Origin of the sequence: Niallia sp. FSL K6-0212 (assembly GCF_038007605.1) — a bacterium.
GTDB classification, from domain to species: domain Bacteria; phylum Bacillota; class Bacilli; order Bacillales; family Cytobacillaceae; genus Niallia; species Niallia circulans.
This window is the reverse complement of sequence record NZ_JBBOXL010000001.1, coordinates 1,642,252-1,662,937: the sequence shown is the minus strand read 5'-3', so window position 1 is coordinate 1,662,937 and position 20,686 is coordinate 1,642,252. Positions and strand designations below refer to the sequence as shown.

Genomic DNA, 20,686 nt, shown 5'->3' with positions numbered 1-20,686 from the left:
GACCCACCTTCACATTATTACGATATTGTCTTATACCCTATTGGAGGTACCATTAAACTTCTCTTTTAAAAATAATTAAAGTAAAATCATCACGTAATTGAAAATCTTGAATTTTTTCTAATTCCTTAAAGACATTTTCTACAATATTCTGTGCATCTAAATGCATATGTTTCCTTATGTATCCAAGAAGCGTTTCTTTTTCAATAAAGCCTTCCTTTGTTCTACACTCGGTTACTCCATCTGACATTAAAACAATCATATCTCCTGGATAAATTTGCTTTTCAAACTGCTGATATTTCGTTCTTTTATCAACACCCAGCAACAATCCCTTAGTCTTCAGCTCACTAAACTGTTTCGTTTCCGCTTGATAATATAAGCCAGGCTCATGACCAGCTGAGGCATAATGAAATACATGTGATAGCACATCATATGCTCCGTAAAACATGGTAATAAACATACTAGGATCTACATTTTGTTCTACAACCCTATTTAAATTTTCTAGAACATTGCTTGGTTTATTCCTATTTTCCGGAAGACTGTCCATCGCATACTTAATCATCGACATGCACATAGCAGCAGGAATACCCTTCCCTATCACATCTGCAATGGCAATGTTAATAATCTGATCATCATCATGAACAAAGTGATAATAATCGCCATTCATCATTTTAGCCGGTACACTTATTGCCCCAATATCTAATCCATCGACTTTTGGAATATCTGTGCTTAATAATGTTTGCTGTACATTTGCTGCTATTTCCATTTCGCTTCTTAACTCTTGCTGAACATGACGCAAGCTTTGATGTTCTCTATAAGCAAATCCATAGCCTATCATAACCTCTAGAAGTATATCGAAGGATTTTGTTACATATCCAGGTATATCTGGATATAAATCCATCAGAATAGATTTATGTAAACTGATTATGTCTTCTGGTGATATTTTTTGTTCAATTGATTTCCTACTAAACTTTTGCCCTTGATAAAGAGCTTGTTCAGATTCATCTTTTATATAGTTCACAAGAAGATCTCGATATTTAGATTCCATCATTTCTCGGAAATCCATTATCTCCCCCCCTATCTTAGCCACTTCACCGCCTGGATTTCTGTTCCATCGCCAATAGAGGTTTTAATATCAAACTCATCCATCAAACGTTTCACACCTGGCAATCCGGCTCCTAACCCGCCAGAAGTAGAAAAACCATCTTGCATCACTTGTCTAATATCCTTAATTCCAGGACCACTATCCATCGCAATTAGTTTTAAACCAGCTTTCCCATTATCAAAAAGCTTTTCTATACAAATCTGTCCTTGACCAGCATATAAATATATATTTCTTGCTAATTCACTAATTGCTGTAGTTATACGGGCTTGATCAACGGTACCGAAGCCGAGCTCTTTGGCGAGGTTTCTGCCTAATTGCCGAGCGGCAACGATATCCCATTCATTTATGATTTTTACACAGGATTGGTCTCCCATAGGTCAGTCCTCCAATTCCTGTTGTAATTTCTCCAAACCTTTTTCTAGATCTAAGGCAGTTAAAACATCGTTTAAACTGATACCTAGCTCTACTAAGGTGATGGCAACAGCAGGCTGAATCCCTGTCAGTACCACCTTAGCCCCCATTAGCTTCGACATACCGATAACATCACCTAATACTTTTGCAATAAATGAGTCTATAAAATCAATAGAAGTTAAATCAATAACTACCCCGTTCGCACTGGTTTCATGGATTTTATTTAATAAATCCTCTTGAAACTGAAGGGCTGTTTGGTCATCTAATTCCCATTGAATGGATACTAGTAAGTAGTCATAAAGTTTTAATATTGGTATTCTTACTCTATTCACCCAAAACCAACCAACTTTCTTTTAATATTTTTTACACACTTATCCATCCCGCGTTAGGGATCCTCTATTTAGATGGAAGAAAATCTAAAATAAATGCAAGAAGCTTCACTTGGTAAACCTAAAGATTATAAAAAAATCCATCCATAATCACCAATTTGATTGCTCCATATTTTCCTGAGTTACTTCCTTCATTTTATCATATTAACAGAGACTTTTTATTTTCAAAAATGGGTATATTGAAAAACAAGTGGTACTTTTGGGCATATTCTCCACTTGAAAATTTATTCATCTTTCTACTAAAGATAGGTGATGACTTTTCTATATTCCCATTTTCCTTATCCTTCAAACCTATTATAGAAATTTTTTTGTTATTTAGTAAAAATAATGCTTCACTATTTCCTGTCAAACTAGAAAGAACCTCCTTACTAAATAAGGAGGTTCTTTCTAGTTTGACATACGAGCTTTTTTACATACAAAAAGGTTGCAGTTAGGGTTATAAAAAAAAGCGCTTCAATGAGCGCATTATACTTAAAATTCAATGAGACCTAAACTAATTTGTAGAGCTTCATCGACTTTTTCCATCATTTCCTCATCAAGATGAGTAATTTTGTCCGTTAGCCTCTGTTTATCTATCGTACGAATTTGTTCTAAAAGAATTACCGAATCTCTTTCAAAACCATATCGCTTCGCATCAATTTCCACATGAGTCGGCAATTTAGCCTTTTGAATCTGAGCTGTAATTGCTGCAATAATGACTGTGGGACTGAACCGATTCCCGATGTCGTTTTGAATGACAAGTACAGGACGGACGCCGCCTTGCTCTGAACCAACAACTGGGGATAGGTCTGCAAAATAAACGTCACCACGTTTGACAATCAAAGGATTACCCTCCGCTTACAAGACGTTCTACTGTATGCTCTGCCTCGTATTCTGCGAGAAAGCTTTCTGATGCAATGGATAAATTTAATTTAGCCATTTCCATATATCCTCGTCTCATCGATTCGCGGATATGTCTCTTTTTCCGTTCGCGAAGATACATTTTCGTTGCTTGATAAATAAATTCACTACGATTAACATTTTCCTGCTTAACGAAGCCGTCCAATTCAGTTAACAAATGCTTTGGTAATTTTATCATGATCTCTGTCGTTGTGCTAGATTCAGACACAAACATACACCTCCACCATCACTACACACCATTTTTAGCTCTGCTTTTTTTAATCATACCACTAATAAGTGTTTCTGCAAAGTCCATTCAGCAATTCTACTGTATTATCCGCCAAAAATTATCCCTTTTATGCATGAAAGAATAGAAAAAACGAAAATTATTCACAAAAATAATAGCTGTTCTTCCATATTTTTCATATAAATAGATCTTCAAATGGTATCTATGACCATAATTAATGTATTCAGTCATTTCCTTATCCATTACTTTTATTTGATCTTGAGTTTAAAATATTCATTTGGCAGCAAGATTCCGAAACCACCATTGCTTTGTCTTCCTCTAGATTAAGAAATTTACTGTTTCTGTGACATTTCCATTTTGTTTAAAAATCCGCGGGACTCTTGTAGAAATCATACATGTGACTTCATAATTAATCGTCTCTAGTTTAGCAGCAATTTCATTCACAGAGATTTCAGCATCCCTTTGCTTCCCAATTAACGTTATTTCTGTTCCTGGCTCTAAATAAAACGGCAGCCTTATCATACATTGATCCATGCAAATTCTCCCTACAATCGGCGCTCTTATTCCTTCAGCGAGAACCTCTTGACCTTGCAGTTTACGTAACCATCCGTCTGCATAACCGATTGGTAAAGTCCCTATCCATTCCTCTTCTTTTGCCTCATAAGTCGCTCCATAGCTTACTTTATCGCCCTTGTTTAATTTTTTCACTTGGACTAATTTTGTCCGCAAGGAAAAGGCTTCTTGTAATGGATAAGGTAAATCTTGTTCAATTTCAAGAGAAGGTGTTAATCCATACATCGAAATACCGAAACGCACAGCATTATATTGTAAATCAGGATGCAAAAGACTCGCAGCACTATTACTACAATGTATAATTGCAGGCAGTTTTGTAAAAGAAGAGAGCAATTCCTTAAAGCGTTGAATTTGGCTCTCAAAGTAGGAAGAGTTTTTTTCATCCGCTGTCGCAAAATGAGTAAAAATGCCCTCGACTACAATATTTGGGTGTTTTACCAGCAATTCTTCTACGGATTGAATTTCCAACTCGTTTCTAAACCCAATTCTCCCCATACCTGTATCTAACTTTAAATGAATCGTTAATGAAGCATCCTTATTTAAAAATTGGACAGCTTCTTCTAACCATTCTTTATAATAAACAGTTAAAGTTATTTTATATTTTATCGCTGTCATGACATCTCTCGGTCTACTTGCACCAAGTACAAGAATCGGTGCTGTTATTCCTTGCTTTCTTAAACTGATTGCTTCGTCTAAAAATGCTACAGCCAAGTAATTCGCACCAGACCGTAAAGCAGTTCTGGCAATTTGCAGAGCTCCATGCCCATATCCATTTGCCTTTACTACTGCTATTAACTTATTTTCTGGATGTAATTTTTTTCTTAATTCACCAACATTATATGCAATAGCATCAAGATCAATTTCCACCCATGTATCTCGATAAAAGGTATCTTCTTGATTCAAAATCCACACACGTCCTTTTTAATTAACAAACTTGTTCCTTAAATTATTCTACTGATTGATCCACTTGTCAATTCTATCCTTATAAGTTTAGCAGAAGAAGTAATTATTCCACATAAAAAAACAGCCCCCTGTAGAAGGCTGCCTGAGTAGTACTTATTTTATTGCCTCTCCTTGTACGGAGCGCGCAACAGTAACTAATTCATCACGAGTTAAGTCACTTGATGCAATCGTATAATCGACGCCTTCAAACGTCCATGATACTTTAGAATCTGTAACTTCTCCAATGGTAAATCCTAAATCCACTGGATCGCCCTTACTAACAATTGGTCCTGCTGTAGCTGGTGCTACTACTGCTTTTTCTTGAATAATCGTATAAGATTTTTCTCCATCATATGTGAGGATTACACGATTCCCGTTTTCAGAAGCCATTTTTTTCTCTTCTACCAAGCTAACTCCTTCTAATGGTTCTTCAGGATATTTCACAGTAAAGTCTTTGTCTTCAATTTCTCCCATAACCGGGATTACCATCTTAGCCGCAGTCATGCTCTTTTGTAAATCAAAGTCCTTTTTATCAAAGGAAACATCAAACTTCACATTAGAAAACTTCACCGTAACCAATGCTACTCCCTCTACATCCTTTACTTTTACACTGACAGGAGAAAGATCCTTCTTACTGAAGGCAATCTCTTGAGTTGGAAGCATTTTATTATTCTGATAGCGTGTTTTTGTTTCAAAAACATAATGCTTATCTGTAGCAGAAAATTTCACCTCTTTATCTTCTTCAATATCCTTCACTAAAGACTCATAGAGATAAGCTTGACTACTATTTTCCGGCCACTCACTTTGAAACTTAAAGGATTTGTTTAAAGCTGGCGTTAATACATAGACGCCTTCTTCATTTTTCAAAATCATCTGGCTCTGATTTTTTGCTGAATTCTTTAAATTCACTCGATAAAAACTTGGGTCCTTATGCCACACTTCCACTTCATAAGTCTGTGGTTCTGTTCCCATCTTGAGAGTCATTTCGGCGTCTGCTTTATACCCCTTTGTCTCGACCTTTTCTTTTAAATCAGTCAGAACATCTTCTTTCGATTTTGTTCCGCAGGCAGTTAACAAAAGCATGACCGTTAGCCCTACAAATAGCAACCAAATCTTCTTGTTCATTTTTTCAACTCCCCTATTCTCATTTCACGTCGAAAGAGAGAAAAATAAGCAAACAGCATTTCTAATAGAAACTCCTCTTCCTTCTCTCTTGGAATTGCCTATTAGAAACCGCGAAACCATACTTGTCTCTCCTATTTCTCTATGAATATATGAGACAACCTTCGGGAATATGCTACTTGAAATCATAAGTCTTTTTGTTGATATTTCTTCTGTTTATTTCTCCTTGCCTAAACCAAAAACAGACCCGCTTCAAAAAGCCTGCCATTCCCCCTCCCAAACAAAAGAATAAGAAAAACGATGAAAACCCTCTCGCTCTCCTTATTCCTCAATAATAACTTGGGCAAAGGCATAGTGTTTGCTATGAGTTATAGATAAATGGACTCCTTTTGAAAATGGCTTTACAATACACGGCTTCCCTTTTTCCTCATATCCTATTTCAATATCCAAAAAGCTTAAGTTCGCTCCAATCCCTGTGCCTAGCGCTTTTGAAAATGCTTCTTTTGCTGCAAATCGTCCTGCTAAAAACTCACATTTACGATGCCCAGATAGCTGCTGAAATTTTTCCATTTCCGTATCTGTCAGAATGCGCTTCACAAACTTCGGCTTACTTTGGAGTAAAGATTCGATTCTGTCTATTTCTGTTATATCAATTCCCGTGCCTTTAATCATAAGACAACTCCTTCTATTCTATTCATAGTGAGCATAATATATTGTATCTTTCCCTATTCTTTGGCTATTATGGTAGAAAGAAGCTTTATTTAGGAGGTATTAAATACTGTTGTTTACCAGAAGAGAAAGCTTTAAAGAGTATATTACGTATTATCCTGTCGTTTCCATGATCTTACTTATTCATCTAATTCTCTATTTATTAACCAATCTTCCTATTTTTCCAAATAAATATTTATTAGAAACTATGATGGGTGTTAACCTTTATATAGTAGAAGGAGAATGGTGGCGATTAATCACTCCTATTTTCATCCATGGAGGTTTTGCCCATCTTCTATTTAACAGTTTCAGCATTTTCTTATTCGGACCCGGACTCGAAAGAATACTTGGCAAATTTAAGTTTCTCCTTATCTACTTAGTCACTGGTATCGCAGCAAATATTATCACTCTTCTTATCGAACCACTTACTTATGTCCACTTAGGTTCTAGTGGAGCAATATTTGGTCTATTCGGCTATTATATTAGTCTAGTTGTATTTCGAAAAGACATTATTTCTCAAGGGAACGCCCAAATTATTACGACCATTGCTGTTCTTAGCTTAATCATGACCTTTTTACAGCCAAATATAAATATTGTTGCCCATATTTTTGGATTTCTAACAGGGGTCATCGTCGGAAGTTTATCGGAATCAAAGGGAAAGAAGATACTTACCAGTTATAAAGAAGAATGGTATTATTTACGACAACAGCTCCGCCGCACAAAAAAGCCCGAAGCAAAATCTATTATCATTTGGATTATCATCTTCGGTCTTGCCATTATAGGATTTGTTAGTCAATAATAACCATTATATATATTGCTTTGTCCCAGTCTCTGTCAAAAACAAGATGAGACATAAATAATTTGACCAAATATAACTCCGAACAAGTATACATATATCTTATAAATTCGTATACTTGTTTTGGAGTTTTTATTTCAATTTAAGAAAGAATGTGTGTAGTCATCACCCGCAGACTGAATATACTCAGCTTTCCATGGGGGCGAGCCGCTTCGTCTCATATGCTCCTGCAGGGTCTCGGACTTTCTCGCAGCTCCCATAGGAGTGTACGTGTATTCAGTTTGCTCCGTTTTATTTTCTTTTGAAAAAAATGATAGACCGAATTGATTTGACTACTAAATTAGAGCTTGTTGGGCTATTTAGCTTTATCCGACACTCACTTAACTTAGCGAATACCATTCATATACCTTTTCTACATCTTCTTTGGTCAGGTCTGTAACTACCCCAGTGGCTCCTCCAGCACCAGAAAGAACAACACCCTGTACAGAAGCAAGCTCCCCTTTTCGCTGCCACCATCCCTCTGTGTAATAAAGGGCTTGAATTCGATTTCGTCTCATCAGGAAAGTCGTTTTATTAAATTGGCGGAAGGATAATGTTAACTGCTTACCTGAAATACGATATCCAGCTGAACGATAATTCCAGTAGCCCCATAATGGTAAAACTAGTAATAACAACAACGATAACGCTCCCCATTCATGAAAAAAGTAAATCATAGCGATAATAACAGGTAATGCTATCCAACTATTTTTAATAATATATCTCCAAATTGATCGTTTTGGCGGCGAATGCAGCTCCTCATTCCATTCATACTCAGGTACCATTTCTTTTAATAAAAGTGGTAATTCCTTTTTCTTTAATAACGGAACGGCAACTACATCAGAAGCTTCTATATCATCAAAAGATCCACCAGCGCTAATAACAGATACACTAACTAATTGAAACGGCTGTCTAAGCATCGCTTCTGTTATTTTAATTGCTTGAATCCGTTTCAGCGGAATAGTAATCTGCTTTTTTTCAATTAGGCCACGTGTAATAATCAAATCATCTTTCGTCTTCGATAATGTAAAATTCGCATATTTTAATATAGTAATGAACCAAGATAAAACCCATAACAATACAAATAAAACAAAAACAACGATAGAAACTAACGCTACACCGCTTGTAATGACTTGTTGAACATGTTTGTAGATTTCCTTATACGGAATTAAATCATCAAATTGTGAAATAAAAGCAAATATTGCCGAGATAATCACACCTACGCCGCCCGAAGTTGACGCCAAAACGACTAATTTTTTAGATGAAATCCGGTAGATTTCTTGTTGAGCAGGTTCTACCTCTTCTATTATTTCGTCCGTTTCAATCTGCTCATTCTTTTTTTGAATAATATATCTTTTTAATTCTTGAGCAACCTTTTTAGAAATAGCGGTAAGTTCGCCTTCAGCTTCAGCACCACCTGCTGTTTCAATTTTTACTTTTACTAAACTAAATGGACGATGAAAAATTCCCTCTGTAAAATCGATACTTTGAATTCGTTCAAAGGGTATGTAGCGTTTCTTTTTTATAAATACACCATACTCGATTCGTAATTCATTTCCCATTACATAAAAGGTGAAAAAGTTCCATGACAAAAATCCGCTAATGAGAATAATCAAAAGTAAGAATGACGCTCCTAGAATTGTATATAATCCCCACTCGGTAGGCTTACCTCCAAGTACAATAATTCCAATAAACGGAAAAATAAACTCTCTTAACCGCTTCAAAATAACGTAAATGATGGAAACAGGATGAAGTCTGTTTTGCTTAAACATCTTCTTCTGCCACCTTTGCTTTGCTAGAAATATACTGTCTAATCTCTTCTGCTTCATCCACTTGAAGTACAGGGATTTCGTGTACGGTTGCTGCTGTAGAAATCGACACTGTGGCAAGCTCGTACTTTCTTAATAGAGGTCCTTGCTTCATATCTACATGCTGCACTCTAATCATTGGAATGAGCGTTCGCTTTATTACAATAACCCCTTGCTGTATTTCAATTTCATCTCCTCTTACTTCATATCTCCATCTTTTCCACTTTAAAGGCGGCAAGATGCCAATTGTGAGAGCCATATGAAAAAGAAGATAAATTATCGTTCCTATACTTATAAGTATGTGCCAATCAAAAAGAATAGCAAACGTAATTACCCCAGCACCAATAACCATCATAATGAGCGAAGATATAACTCCTGTTAAGCGCCAAACAGTGATCCCCTTTTTCGATAACCTATTTTGAGGTATTGTTATCAATTACACTCCTCCTATTTTCTGAATTTTTTCTGTATCTCTTAACTATATACGAAAATACGATAAGGTGGTTTCATATTTTTCTGTCTCTCTATCACTATCCCCGAAATAAAAAACCTCCACGACATTCATGGAGGTTTTTAACACAAAGCTTAACGGTAAGACTTTGATTTATTGTAGCTATTGCCTGATTGACCTTGACGTTTATTGCTGCCATAGCCTTGGCGTTGACGTGGATTATAGTTTTTGCGTCCACCACGGTCATTATTTTTATCATATGGTCTGCGGTCACGTTTCATTGGCAATGGCTTTTCTTCTGTTAATTTAACAGGAGTTGTATCTGGTTCTTTTGTAAGCATCTTTAGAACTGCAGCTACAACAGTAGAAGCATCTTTTTGTTCCAATAAGTCATCCGCAGCATTTCGATAAGAATCTAAATTATTTTCCTCTATAATTTGTGATATTTTTTCCATAACAGCTTTTTGCTGACCTTCTATTGCTTGGTCGACTGTTGGAGGAATCATCTTTTCCATTTTTCGCTTCGTTGTTTTTTCCACAACCTGCAGATAAGATCTTTCACGATACGTAATAAACGTAATAGCTACCCCTTCTTTTCCTGCACGGCCAGTACGTCCGATACGATGTACATAGCTTTCTGGATCTTGAGGAATATCAAAGTTATAAACATGTGTTACACCGGAAATATCAAGTCCACGTGCAGCTACATCTGTTGCCACTAGTACATCAATCGTTCCCTCTTTAAACTTACGAAGAACAGACATACGTTTCGCTTGGCTTAAATCTCCATGAATGCCTTCTGCTGTATAACCACGTAGATTTAATGCTTCAGACAGCTCATCAACACGACGTTTCGTGCGACCGAATATAATAGCTAGCTCTGGAGATTGAATATCCAGCAATCTTGTTAAAATATCAAATTTCGTTTTCTCTTGTGTTTCGATATAATACTGTTCAATCAACGGCACAGTCATTTCTTTTGCTTTCACTTTAACTACTTCTGGATCTTTCATAAAGCGCTCTGCCATTTTTCTAATCGGTCCAGGCATTGTAGCAGAGAATAGTAATGTTTGTCTTTCTGTTGGAATTTTTGAAAGGATTGCTTCAATATCATCAATGAATCCCATGTTTAGCATTTCATCAGCTTCGTCTAATATAACTGTTTGAACATTATCTAATCGAAGTGTTTTACGATTAATATGATCTAATATACGTCCAGGCGTCCCAACAATAATATGCGGGTTTTTCTTCAATGCACGAATTTGGCGATTTATATCCTGTCCACCGAAAATTGATAATACTCTTGTACGCTTTCCATAACCAATTTTGTATAATTCTTCTGAAACCTGAATAGCTAGCTCTCTTGTCGGAGCAATAATAATCCCTTGAATTACTTCATTCGCTACGTCAATTTTATCAACTAAAGGCACTCCAAAAGCAGCTGTTTTCCCTGTTCCTGTTTGTGCTTGACCAATTAAGTCTTTATTTTGAAGGCTCAATGGAATCGTTTCTGCCTGAATAGGCGTCGCTTCCTCAAACCCCATTCTTTTTAATGCTTTCATTGTAGCAGGACTAATACCTAAATCTTGAAACTTTACCAATATATCCAATCTCCTTCTAGTCATTAAAAAATATCCATAAACAGATGGAATAAATCCATCATGCCAACCATTTGTATGTACCTCATTTTTCTAAATGAAACATATTAAAATGGCATATCGTATTCATCACATTATGCCTTCCCCATACAATTAAAAAGATAATGATGCTCGTTATATATAAATGATGAAAGTTATTGTTGGTTTCAATAGCCTTACAACCTTTATCAGGAGAATGATGAGGGTATATGCAAAATATTTAAGTCTTATTAGTTATGAGATACTATTTAACTTAGTTATAAATAGGAGGAAATTTCAAATGACTTCTATTTATTTTTATAATAGCTCTGTTACCACTTAATGATTAGTCTGTTTCTCCAAAATGAGAATCTTCAAAATTCACGCCCGAAAAAACATGATTTTTTCACGGAGCTTAAAACCAAATCAGCTAATCTAGAAAAGTTAGCCAAATACAAAGAACAATGGTTATTCCCTTCCTAAACAAAAGAATTCATTTTCTCGGAATTCTTCTTCCATTCATTTCTCTCTATTTGACTAATTTATCGTTTACAAAGAGGTTTTTTTCTCTAACATTATGCCCAAAATGTTAAGTTTGTCACCCTACTTTTTAAAATAATATTATCATTAAGATATACGCTTTGCAATAAATTGGGCAGCTGAAAATCTAGGTTTTATACGTGTTTTTACCATTTTTACAATGTAAACGCTTTATGCGGAATAAAGAGCCCCTTACGTTCTTTTATAGCCGTTTTGACACAAAGTGATCTTTTAAGTAAAGACCAAAATTGGCCGAACCTCCCTTCCTTTACTCTTTCCAATCAACCTTAAATCTATACGATTATATAGGGTTACTTTTAACTTATGAGGGCGCCTTGAGGAATGTTATTATTTCTTGAAATAATGCTTCTCTTTTCTCACAATGACAAATTAAGTGCTTGGATTCCTGCACGTATAAGATCTTCTTATTTTCTGCACGAATTGTATTATACAAATAGGTTGCACTCTTCAATGGGACAATTCCATCCTTCTCCCCTTGGGCAATCAATGTAGGCACTTGAATGTTAGCTAACAATGGTTTTACATATTGCACAAGCTTCCTAAACTGAATGGCAGCGGCTAAAGGAGTACTTTTAATTTTGTTCATATAGCGGATAAATTGCTCATTCTCTCTAATTTTCCCTCGAAAAAAATCAGCACAAATTATTCTTATATCCTTTTGAAGCTGGATTAAATTTACATAATAGGCTGCTGCACTTAAGAGAATTAATTTCTTAATCGGATACTTTGCTGCTAAATAGCTTGCTATTAATCCACCCATGGAAAAACCGACAACATATACTGTGTCGTGTCTTTTTAATAAATCCTTTAGCGCTTCTTCCGCATATTGGATCCACTCATTATATATAATCCCTTTTAATCTTAATTGATCGCCATGCCCAGGAAGTGTTGGAACCATACACTCCCAATTGGTATAGTTCTGGATATATTCAGCTAGTGGTTCTACCTCCATTGGAGAACCTGTAAATCCATGTATACATAAACACGCTGTCATTTACTCCCCCTCCTTTTAGAGATATTTTACACTATAAGAGTAATTCATTTTTTATATACATTTCTTAACTATCCACTCTAAAAAAAGCCGAACCTACAAGGAAAACGTTTTTCGTTTTTCAAATAGGCTGGCCTCCTTCTATTATTGTATTGCCTTAACGATTTCCTCTAACTTCATTCCTCTAGAAGCTTTGACTAAAATTACTGTTTCTTTATTTAGAAAAGGCAGTAAAGTTTCTATTAATGGCTCTTTTTCTTGGAAAGAAAAAACATGATCTTCAGGAAGAACTGTTTTTGCACCTTCTGCAATGAAATTACCCAGCTTTCCATATGTTAAAACGTAATCGACTCCTTCTAAATGCTCTCCCATCTCATAATGAAAAGCTTCTTCTTGGTCTCCTAACTCTAGCATATCTCCAAGAACTGCAATTTTTTGCTTATAACCTGGCAGCTTCTTTAACACATCAATAGCTGCAAGCATAGAAGTAGGACTGGCATTGTATGCATCATTAATAACTTTCACACCTAACTGCCCTTCGACTAACTCCATGCGCATATTTGTCAGTTTTAGCGATTGAAGACCTTTATTCATCTCTTCATAAGGAATTTCAAAATACTCTGCCACTAGCATTGCTGCCAACGCATTTAAAATATTATGATTTCCTAAAACAGGCAATTCAAATGGTTCTGCCGCTTTATTAATTTGAAAAACACTGCCATTTTCAAGTGCCTTTATTTCATATGGGTATAAATCATTGGCAGGATCCATTCCAAAGGTTTTCATATCCAGGTTCCTGTCTTTAACACGCGTTGAAAGAAGAGGTTCATCTCCAAAGTAAACAAATCGTCCTTTCTCCTTCAATCCATTTAAGATTTCTAACTTCGCCTCTGCAATCCCTTCTCTTGATCCGAGATCTTGCATATGAGACTCCCCGATATTCGTAATTACAGCAATATCTGGTTCTGCTAACCGGCTCAAAAAGTCGATTTCTCCACGACTGCTCATGCCCATTTCGAGCACAGCAATATCTGTATCTTCCTCTAAACCAAGTACAGTTAAAGGAAGACCAAGATGATTATTATAATTGCCTTCTGTTTTTTGCACTTTATATTTTAAAGAAAGAAGACTTGTTGTCATATCCTTCGTAGATGTTTTTCCGTTACTTCCTGTTATTCCCACAATTTTAACCTTCAATTGCTGTAAATAGCTTTTAGCAAGCGTTTGAATCGCTGTTAACGAATCGTCCACAAAGATAAGAGGGAGATTCTCAGGCGGATTCGGGACATCCTTTTGCCAAAATGCCGCAGCAGCGCCTTGTTTAATTGCATCTGCGACATATTCATGCCCATCCGTCCTTTCTCCTTTAAAAGGGATGAATAATTGTCCTGCTTCTATTTTTCTCGAATCAATGGTTACCCCGCTAATAAGCACCTCATTATATTGCTCAAAAAAACGAGTACTGCTTGACATTGAAGCAATTTCTGCATATGTACGCTTAATCAAAATAAAACCTCCTTTAAAAATGAGCGGAGACTACTGCCCTTCTCTACTAAAAAACTTTCATTGGATGGAACAAAAGAAGAGGCATTTTTCTCACCTCTCCTTTTATGTTCTTCTTTTTAAATCGTATATTTAATACTTTGCTTTTCAGTGTGTCTTTCCACAGCTAGATCCACTAATTTATTGATGAGTGCATCATATTCTAAACCTGTGTGTTTCCATAATAACGGGAACATACTGAATGGTGTAAATCCAGGCATTGTATTCACTTCGTTAATATAAACTTTTCCTTCTTTTGTCAGAAAGAAATCTGCACGGACTAGGCCAGAACAATCAAGTGCTTTAAATGCTTTAATAGCATCTTCTTTAATCGCTGCATACTCCATATCTGTCACGTCTGCAGGAATAATTAAAGCTGTATCTCCATCTTCATATTTTGCTTTATAATCATAGAAATCTTTTTTCGGAACAATCTCACCAGCTACAGAAACTTCAGGATGGTCGTTTCCTAGTACCCCTACTTCAATTTCTCTTGCTGTTAAGCCTTCTTCTACAATAATCTTGCGGTCAAATTGGAATGCTTCAATAAAGGCTGTTTCTAGCTCTTCTCTTGTTGTACATTTACTTATCCCTACACTTGAACCAAGATTAGCAGGCTTAACAAAACAAGGGAAACCTAATTCTTTTTCTACACGTTCATAGGCTGCATCCCTATCACTTTGCCAGTCACTGCGGATAAAAGAATTGTATTTCACTTGATTTAATCCAGCTACTTCAAAGATGTTTTTCATAATTACTTTATCCATTCCAGCTGAAGAGGCTAGAACACCATTCCCAACATAAGGAAGGTTAAGAAGTTCTAACAATCCTTGTACTGTTCCATCTTCTCCATTTGGTCCATGAAGCAGTGGAAAAATAACATCTAAGGAAGCTTCGTCATTCGCTTGAAAGAGTGTAGTAGAAAGGGCATTCGAGCCGATTTGCTCCTGTGTGTTAAACGCAAGCTCTTTTACATTTTCAACTGGTCCCATTAATTGAGGACCACGAACCCATTCACCGCTCTCTGATATGTAAATTGGGTGAATATCATATTTATCTGTATCTAGTGCTTTAATTACAGCCAATGCTGTTTGCATGCTAACTTTATGTTCAGCTGATTTACCGCCATATAATAATCCCAGTTTCTTTTTCATTATGAGTATACCTCCATTTAATCAATGCACTTGTTTATTCTACCACTAGAATCATACCTTTAAAAATAAAACATGTGAGTCAAATAATAATTTAATCGAAAACACATATTCCTGTAATAGTGCCTATTAATCCTTTTCCATTTTAACTCTTAATACAATATGAAAAAAGGGAAAAATGGAAGCTTATTTATTTAAATATCTCCTAAAGAAAGAAAAAACCACTTTGTGCTTTTCTCTTATCTCGAAGTAACTTGCACTTCTTGAAAAAAGCCCCTCGTTAGTCTTTTTATTTCTGCCTCTACTTCCTTTTCATATTCAACAATAAAGCATGTAGCTGGACCAGCGGATTTTAAAAGATCTACAGAACACTGCACTTCTTCCTCTTGAATCAAATCGCCCTTTAGCTGCCCCAATTCATAAAGAATCCCCTTTGATCCAACAGGCTGAATTCGACATCTATCTACTTTCGCCACTCGGAAAAATACTGCTAAAGGCACTACATTTTCTTCTTGTCGAATCACTTCTTCTCCAACAAGAGGACTGCCTATTACAGCCATTTTTCCATTGATAATAGTGGCATTCTGTGAATCTGCAGTTCTTTTTCCAAGGACTGTGAGTCCTATTGCTGATTCACGGAGAGAAAAATTGCTTTCTGTGCTTCCTGTTATTCCAATTTCCCTCTCTAATCCAAGCTCCTCTATTCCTTTATATATACCTGCCAAAAGGGAAGCCCAAGCATCGTCTCCACAAAAATTCTGCAGGATTACCGAGAACGGTACTCCCCCCGCTGCCATACATTCCATAACCGCTACACGAAAGGAAAAATAGGAAACAATATCATAAGGGACGGAAAGTTGATCGGCTTCTTTCTGCCCAATTCCTCCACTATTATCCGCACTAATAATCAGCTCTTCTTTCTGATTCCACGGTACGACTTGTACATCTCTCACTGCTTGACCACTCTCCACTCTTTAAGAAAAACTGTAAGCCTTGGCATTAACAACTGGGCAATAATGCAGTTCAATACAGCTCCTATCAGCAGTACTGGAACCATCGAAATGTAAAAGCCCTTTCCCATTAGATATAAAAAAGGAAGTGGAAGTATTACACCATTTCCTAACACAAAGAACAATATGGAGATTATGCTATTTCCAGTTTGATAGATTTTTGAAAAAGTAAAAACAAGCAGAAACATTTCTACTGCGATAAAGAGATGAAGCATGCCTAGTGGCAGCCCGCCTAAATATGCAGAAACAAGGTGACCGAGGGCTGCAACTATTCCTCCAGCTAGCCCGCCTAAAAGTGCTCCAGCAATAAGACTTGGAGAACTATCAAGGGCAACACTTCCAATAAAACTTGGTATTTTTATAAAAGCCCCAATAACTGATATAGCAATAAAAATAGCAAGGACATTAATTTTCTTCGCGTTCATTTCGCTCTCCCTTTTTACTTGTTCGAAATACTTTTGCGCTTCGAATATACTCGATATCTGCCACATTGCTTCGGAAATTTATTACCCTCGCCAGTGCAAAAAAGTAATCAGAAAGTCTATTTAAATATTTTAAGGGCATTTCTGGAATGTCTTCCATTGTCTTCATTAATGTCACGACTAAGCGTTCCGCTCTTCTTGTCACCGTTCGTGCAATATGAACAGTAGCTGCCGCTTCTGTCCCTCCAGGCAGGATAAAGCGCTCCAAATCTGGTGTCTCCTCCATAAAATTATCAATTCTGTCCTCTAAATAAGTGATAGCAGATGCTGTTAACTTTAGTTGTCTTCTCGTCGAAATACTAGCTAAATCCCCGCCACAATCAAATAATTCATGCTGGATTTTCTCTAAATCTTCCTTAATATCAGCAAATTGTTCCCCTGTTAATTGCGCAACAATTAGCCCGACAAAAGAATTCAACTCATCGACCGTTCCATAGGCTTCTACTCGAATATCATCCTTTGATACTCTCCCTCCTATAATACTCGTTTCCCCGCTATCACCTGTTTTTGTATAGATACGCATTTTCTCCCCCTCTTTCTGTTTTGTCCTTATTTTTATGCCTATAGGCATTTTGCTGCTTCCTATCATTCGATCGATCACTACTTTAATCGCTCATTTAACCCATACCAAATAACATCTACTCTGTCTGCAGCGGCAGCAATTCGCTGAAAGATCAGCCCTGTGGCATCACGCCACAAGCGATCTCTTCTATCAATCGGAACAACGCCTTTTGTAATATCACTGCCAATTATAAACACGCAGCGATTATTCTCTTCTCTTTCCCATTGAAGCAAAGCTTCCACTAGTTTTTCTATATAATCGACTGTTTGCTCCAATGTTTCTTCCTGCAGACGATTTTTGATCATCCACTCTAGTCCTTCTATCCTATAGAAAGAACCCTTCTCATTATTTGCCATGTTTATTTCCTTTTCATCAAATAGACGGAGAACCTTTCCTTCTGTAAATCCCTGCTCTCTTGCAAATGTTACTGTCCAGCTTTTTTTCCCGTGAAAGCTACCTCCTGTAATAAAGTGCATCTTTCCTTCCTCCTAAAACTTTCTTTGTGGGACCAAATTAACTCGATACCTTCACCAGGAGAAATCGTATAATCCCAAAAATCCCTTTCTGTTACACCATATTTACTAAGCAAGTATCGAATGACACCGCCATGTGTAACTACCGCCATTCTATTATTTCGAGTACTCTGTTTAATTAAGTGATTCCAGCCCCTATCCACTCGCTCTATCAGCTCTGCAAAAGATTCTCCATTTGTTGGAGCATTAGTAAATGGAGCATTTAACCATTTGCAATATTCAGGTAACTCTTTTAATTGTTCGTATGTTTTTCCTTCCCAATCCCCAAAATTTATTTCACGAAAAGCAGAAACACTGTGCAGAATCTGTTCAGGAAACCAATATGCTGCTGTCTCTTTCGTCCGCAATAAATCACTTGTACTTATCCAGTCATATTTAGACACTGGCCTTCCTTTTTCATAAAACATATTTCTTCCCTTTCCACTTAAAGGCGCATCCGTCCAGCCAATATATGCCTTTCGTTCATTTGCAGCCGTTAGCCCATGACGAAGTAATGCAATAACCATAGTGTCGCCCATAGTGCCATTTCCGTCCCTTCTACACTTGCACCTAATAAGTCACCTGTTAATCCACCAAAAGCCTGTTTCATAAATCGGCTGAATAATAAGTAGCAGCCGATGCTCACGAAAAGAAACAAAAAGAATAATGGCAGCCATTTGGGAAACAATAACAAGAAAACTAGCAAAACAGCTGCAATATATCCACTATAAAAAAACATGCGCTGCCCTTGGACAGACTTTTTAAAGTATGCGCCGAGTCCGTCCCTTTTTGCCTCTTGAACAAATAGTAAGCTCCAGCCCATTACCGCTTTAGAAAAGAATGGCAAGAGCATCACAAAAAAATAGGTGAATTCTTGCATATGTGTCACGATTTCATAGATAAAAAAAAACTTCGTACTCAATAAAAGAATGACAGACAAAACACCAAAGGCACCGACATGAGGATCTTTCATAATTTCTAATCTTTTTTTTGCATCTTGATAAGAAAAATAAGCATCACTTGCATCCATCCAGCCATCTAAATGAAGTCCGCCTGTTAATAAAATCGTACTGATCCAAACAATAAAAGCAACGGCGAGAGCTGTAAATGGAGTATATTCATTTAGCAAAAAGAAAATCCCCATATAAATAAAGCCTTGGAAAAGGCCTAGCAAAGGGAATGTTTTTATACTTTTCTGCAGAAACTCCCCTTCCATCGGCAGCACCTTTCTCACTGGTATTGCCGTAAAGAACTGTATATTTACTAAAAGACCAATACACCATTTTTTCATTGGTCATCACCAGCTTGAAGGATTTCCCATATTTTCTCCCAATCAAGATGTCTCTTCATCTCATCAGCAAGCGCATCAAAGCGTTTATCCTTTTGCTCTCGCATAAACAGTGTTTTTCTTTCTGCCATGCCCTTTTGCAGTCGTATCTGATTTAACCATGTATTACGAAACACATCGTTGTAGAAAAGATGATGCATATAGGTTCCTATCAATTTTCCGTCTTCTCGATAATAACCCTCATCCCTATTATTAAGTAATAGAAACGGACATCTTTCGGCAGAATTCTCATACTCTGTTTTACCTAAATGAATCTCATACCCCTCTATTTTTTCTGAGGATAGCTTTGTAAAGGGATGATAACTACCTTCCACGCGAATTGTTTCTTTTTTCTGTTCAAATACCGTCTTTGCAGGTATAAGCCCCAGCCCTTCTATTTCTTCGCCTGCGATTCCAGTATCAGCTCCATACGGATCCAATAAGACAGAACACAGCATTTGATAGCCTCCACATAAACCTATTACTCTGCCGCCTTCTTTATAATAGCGCTTAAGCCGGACATCTAATCCATTGCTTTTCATTTCTCTTAAACCCTCTATCGTACTTTTTGTACCTGGAATAATGACTGCATCTGGATTTCCTAAATCTTCGCCTTTATCAATCAGACGGATAGTAACATCTTCCTCTAGGAAAAATGGTTCTATATCCGTAAAATTAGACATATAACGATTGTTTACTACTGCTAAATCAAGCACTTTTTGTGAAGTTGCTATTCTTTTCTCCCGTATAGACAAGGAGTCCTCTCCTTCAATCATATGGTTATGAATAAAAGGAAGGACTCCGAGAACGGGGATGCCGGTCTTCTCCTTCAGCCATTGCACACCATCTTCAAAAAGCGTGACATCACCGCGAAATTTATTAATAATAATCCCCTTTACCCTGCTTCGTTCCTCTTCTGAAAATAAGGAGAGGGTACCAACAATACTCGCAAACACACCGCCGCGATCAATATCAGCAACGAGAATAACCGGGATGTCAGCCATTGCTGCCACCTTCATATTTACAAGCTCTCTATCTTTTAAATTTATTTCTACTGGACTTCCCGCCCCTTCCATGATTACCATCTCATAATTCCTTTGCAGGTAATGAAGACTTTTTTGAATAACACGAATGCCTTCTTCATAAAACTGTTCACGATACCCTCTTCCTGAAAGAGTATTACTTGCTTCTCCAAGCAGGACAACTTCTGATTGGAAGTCAGATCTTGGTTTTAGGAGAATTGGATTCATCCAAACTGTTGCCTCTATCTTTGCTGCTTCCGCCTGCACTCCTTGTGCTCTTCCAATTTCTTTTCCATCTACTGTGACATAAGAGTTGTTCGACATATTTTGTGATTTAAATGGCGCTACCTTTATTCCCTCATTTGCTAGCATTCTGCATAAAGCAGTCGCAATCAGACTTTTCCCCACATCAGATGAAGTCCCTTGTATCATCACACCCTTCATTC

23 protein-coding genes are annotated in these 20,686 nt (G+C 36.8%); 1 reads left to right on the top strand and 22 read right to left on the bottom strand.

From position 1 onward, the window contains the following. Positions 1 to 52 precede the first annotated feature (52 nt). The 9 genes from MHH96_RS07820 to acpS all read right to left on the bottom strand — a co-directional run bounded on the left by MHH96_RS07820 (position 53) and on the right by acpS (position 6,337). Positions 53 to 1,063 (bottom strand): PP2C family protein-serine/threonine phosphatase, encoded by a 1,011-nt coding sequence (locus MHH96_RS07820; RefSeq protein WP_047944176.1) that lies wholly within the window; start codon positions 1,061 to 1,063, stop codon positions 53 to 55. Between the two features lie 11 nt (positions 1,064 to 1,074). Further along, on the bottom strand, positions 1,075 to 1,476 hold the full coding sequence (locus MHH96_RS07815; RefSeq protein ID WP_047944177.1) for an anti-sigma regulatory factor: 402 nt from the start codon (positions 1,474 to 1,476) through the stop codon (positions 1,075 to 1,077). Positions 1,477 to 1,479: 3 nt separating this feature from the next. Next, positions 1,480 to 1,845 (bottom strand): STAS domain-containing protein, encoded by a 366-nt coding sequence (locus tag MHH96_RS07810; RefSeq protein ID WP_047944178.1) that lies wholly within the window; start codon positions 1,843 to 1,845, stop codon positions 1,480 to 1,482. A 196-nt stretch (positions 1,846 to 2,041) separates the two neighbouring features. After that, positions 2,042 to 2,251 carry a hypothetical protein gene (locus tag MHH96_RS07805; protein WP_047944179.1) on the bottom strand — a complete coding sequence of 70 codons (210 nt, stop codon included), beginning with the start codon at positions 2,249 to 2,251 and terminating at the stop codon, positions 2,042 to 2,044. A 122-nt stretch (positions 2,252 to 2,373) separates the two neighbouring features. Continuing rightward, positions 2,374 to 2,724, bottom strand: coding sequence for a type II toxin-antitoxin system endoribonuclease NdoA (gene ndoA, locus MHH96_RS07800; protein ID WP_016201246.1), 351 nt, complete (start codon positions 2,722 to 2,724; stop codon positions 2,374 to 2,376). A 4-nt stretch (positions 2,725 to 2,728) separates the two neighbouring features. After that, positions 2,729 to 3,010, bottom strand: coding sequence for a CopG family ribbon-helix-helix protein (locus MHH96_RS07795; RefSeq protein WP_047944180.1), 282 nt, complete (start codon positions 3,008 to 3,010; stop codon positions 2,729 to 2,731). A 336-nt stretch (positions 3,011 to 3,346) separates the two neighbouring features. Beyond that, complete coding sequence (gene alr, locus MHH96_RS07790) at positions 3,347 to 4,504, bottom strand: alanine racemase (RefSeq protein WP_047944181.1); 1,158 nt, start codon at positions 4,502 to 4,504, stop codon at positions 3,347 to 3,349. 153 nt (positions 4,505 to 4,657) lie between these two features. Next, entirely contained in the window at positions 4,658 to 5,668 is a 1,011-nt protein-coding gene (locus MHH96_RS07785; protein WP_047944182.1) for a LolA family protein, read from the bottom strand. 318 nt (positions 5,669 to 5,986) lie between these two features. After that, entirely contained in the window at positions 5,987 to 6,337 is a 351-nt protein-coding gene (acpS, locus tag MHH96_RS07780) for a holo-ACP synthase (protein ID WP_047944183.1), read from the bottom strand. A 109-nt stretch (positions 6,338 to 6,446) separates the two neighbouring features. Between acpS and MHH96_RS07775 the strand changes: the two genes are divergently transcribed. Next, positions 6,447 to 7,172: a rhomboid family intramembrane serine protease gene (locus MHH96_RS07775; RefSeq protein ID WP_047944184.1), complete on the top strand. Its 726-nt coding sequence runs from the start codon at positions 6,447 to 6,449 to the stop codon at positions 7,170 to 7,172. Positions 7,173 to 7,549: 377 nt separating this feature from the next. Here the strand turns inward: MHH96_RS07775 and MHH96_RS07770 are convergent, their stop codons facing one another. The 13 genes from MHH96_RS07770 to MHH96_RS07710 all read right to left on the bottom strand — a co-directional run bounded on the left by MHH96_RS07770 (position 7,550) and on the right by MHH96_RS07710 (position 20,684). Next, a complete protein-coding gene (locus MHH96_RS07770) occupies positions 7,550 to 8,977 on the bottom strand; it encodes a PH domain-containing protein (protein WP_047944185.1) in 1,428 nt (475 codons plus the stop codon). Then, the gene (locus MHH96_RS07765; protein ID WP_095258003.1) at positions 8,970 to 9,449 is read right to left on the bottom strand and encodes a PH domain-containing protein; all 480 of its coding nucleotides are present in this window, start codon (positions 9,447 to 9,449) and stop codon (positions 8,970 to 8,972) included. Before MHH96_RS07765 ends, MHH96_RS07770 begins: the two co-directional genes overlap by 8 nt. 149 nt (positions 9,450 to 9,598) lie before the next feature. Beyond that, positions 9,599 to 11,065, bottom strand: coding sequence for a DEAD/DEAH box helicase (locus MHH96_RS07760; protein WP_047944187.1), 1,467 nt, complete (start codon positions 11,063 to 11,065; stop codon positions 9,599 to 9,601). An 877-nt stretch (positions 11,066 to 11,942) separates the two neighbouring features. Beyond that, positions 11,943 to 12,635, bottom strand: coding sequence for an alpha/beta hydrolase (locus tag MHH96_RS07755; protein WP_047944188.1), 693 nt, complete (start codon positions 12,633 to 12,635; stop codon positions 11,943 to 11,945). 141 nt (positions 12,636 to 12,776) lie between these two features. Further along, positions 12,777 to 14,138 (bottom strand): UDP-N-acetylmuramoyl-tripeptide--D-alanyl-D-alanine ligase, encoded by a 1,362-nt coding sequence (locus MHH96_RS07750; protein WP_410796096.1) that lies wholly within the window; start codon positions 14,136 to 14,138, stop codon positions 12,777 to 12,779. A gap of 116 nt (positions 14,139 to 14,254) precedes the next feature. Beyond that, positions 14,255 to 15,328, bottom strand: a complete 1,074-nt coding sequence (locus MHH96_RS07745) for a D-alanine--D-alanine ligase (RefSeq protein WP_328283601.1) — start codon at positions 15,326 to 15,328, stop codon at positions 14,255 to 14,257. Positions 15,329 to 15,564: 236 nt separating this feature from the next. Continuing rightward, positions 15,565 to 16,278: a hypothetical protein gene (locus MHH96_RS07740; protein WP_047944190.1), complete on the bottom strand. Its 714-nt coding sequence runs from the start codon at positions 16,276 to 16,278 to the stop codon at positions 15,565 to 15,567. Next, positions 16,275 to 16,760, bottom strand: a complete 486-nt coding sequence (locus MHH96_RS07735; protein WP_144545989.1) for an ECF transporter S component — start codon at positions 16,758 to 16,760, stop codon at positions 16,275 to 16,277. Before MHH96_RS07735 ends, MHH96_RS07740 begins: the two co-directional genes overlap by 4 nt. Continuing rightward, positions 16,741 to 17,340: a cob(I)yrinic acid a,c-diamide adenosyltransferase gene (locus MHH96_RS07730; RefSeq protein WP_047944231.1), complete on the bottom strand. Its 600-nt coding sequence runs from the start codon at positions 17,338 to 17,340 to the stop codon at positions 16,741 to 16,743. The genes MHH96_RS07735 and MHH96_RS07730 overlap by 20 nt, the downstream gene beginning before the upstream one ends. Before the next feature lie 77 nt (positions 17,341 to 17,417). Beyond that, on the bottom strand, positions 17,418 to 17,855 hold the full coding sequence (locus MHH96_RS07725) for a bifunctional adenosylcobinamide kinase/adenosylcobinamide-phosphate guanylyltransferase (protein ID WP_047944192.1): 438 nt from the start codon (positions 17,853 to 17,855) through the stop codon (positions 17,418 to 17,420). Continuing rightward, the gene (locus tag MHH96_RS07720) at positions 17,804 to 18,430 is read right to left on the bottom strand and encodes a histidine phosphatase family protein (protein WP_328283602.1); all 627 of its coding nucleotides are present in this window, start codon (positions 18,428 to 18,430) and stop codon (positions 17,804 to 17,806) included. Before MHH96_RS07720 ends, MHH96_RS07725 begins: the two co-directional genes overlap by 52 nt. Beyond that, positions 18,388 to 19,182: an adenosylcobinamide-GDP ribazoletransferase gene (gene cobS / locus MHH96_RS07715; RefSeq protein ID WP_144545987.1), complete on the bottom strand. Its 795-nt coding sequence runs from the start codon at positions 19,180 to 19,182 to the stop codon at positions 18,388 to 18,390. Before cobS ends, MHH96_RS07720 begins: the two co-directional genes overlap by 43 nt. Next, positions 19,179 to 20,684 (bottom strand): cobyric acid synthase, encoded by a 1,506-nt coding sequence (locus tag MHH96_RS07710; protein ID WP_144545985.1) that lies wholly within the window; start codon positions 20,682 to 20,684, stop codon positions 19,179 to 19,181. The genes cobS and MHH96_RS07710 overlap by 4 nt, the downstream gene beginning before the upstream one ends. Between the last annotated feature and the right edge of the window lie 2 nt (positions 20,685 to 20,686).

Coding starts and splice junctions, on each gene's coding strand:
- MHH96_RS07820 (WP_047944176.1), bottom strand. CDS start 1,063: ATGGATTTCCGAGAAATGATGGAATCTAAATATCGAGATCTTCTTGTG.
- MHH96_RS07815 (WP_047944177.1), bottom strand. CDS start 1,476: ATGGGAGACCAATCCTGTGTAAAAATCATAAATGAATGGGATATCGTT.
- MHH96_RS07785 (WP_047944182.1), bottom strand. CDS start 5,668: ATGAACAAGAAGATTTGGTTGCTATTTGTAGGGCTAACGGTCATGCTT.
- acpS (WP_047944183.1), bottom strand. CDS start 6,337: ATGATTAAAGGCACGGGAATTGATATAACAGAAATAGACAGAATCGAA.
- MHH96_RS07770 (WP_047944185.1), bottom strand. CDS start 8,977: ATGTTTAAGCAAAACAGACTTCATCCTGTTTCCATCATTTACGTTATT.
- MHH96_RS07755 (WP_047944188.1), bottom strand. CDS start 12,635: ATGACAGCGTGTTTATGTATACATGGATTTACAGGTTCTCCAATGGAG.
- MHH96_RS07745 (WP_328283601.1), bottom strand. CDS start 15,328: ATGAAAAAGAAACTGGGATTATTATATGGCGGTAAATCAGCTGAACAT.
- MHH96_RS07735 (WP_144545989.1), bottom strand. CDS start 16,760: ATGAACGCGAAGAAAATTAATGTCCTTGCTATTTTTATTGCTATATCA.
- MHH96_RS07730 (WP_047944231.1), bottom strand. CDS start 17,340: ATGCGTATCTATACAAAAACAGGTGATAGCGGGGAAACGAGTATTATA.
- MHH96_RS07725 (WP_047944192.1), bottom strand. CDS start 17,855: ATGCACTTTATTACAGGAGGTAGCTTTCACGGGAAAAAAAGCTGGACA.
- MHH96_RS07720 (WP_328283602.1), bottom strand. CDS start 18,430: ATGGGCGACACTATGGTTATTGCATTACTTCGTCATGGGCTAACGGCT.
- cobS (WP_144545987.1), bottom strand. CDS start 19,182: ATGAAAAAATGGTGTATTGGTCTTTTAGTAAATATACAGTTCTTTACG.
- MHH96_RS07710 (WP_144545985.1), bottom strand. CDS start 20,684: ATGAAGGGTGTGATGATACAAGGGACTTCATCTGATGTGGGGAAAAGT.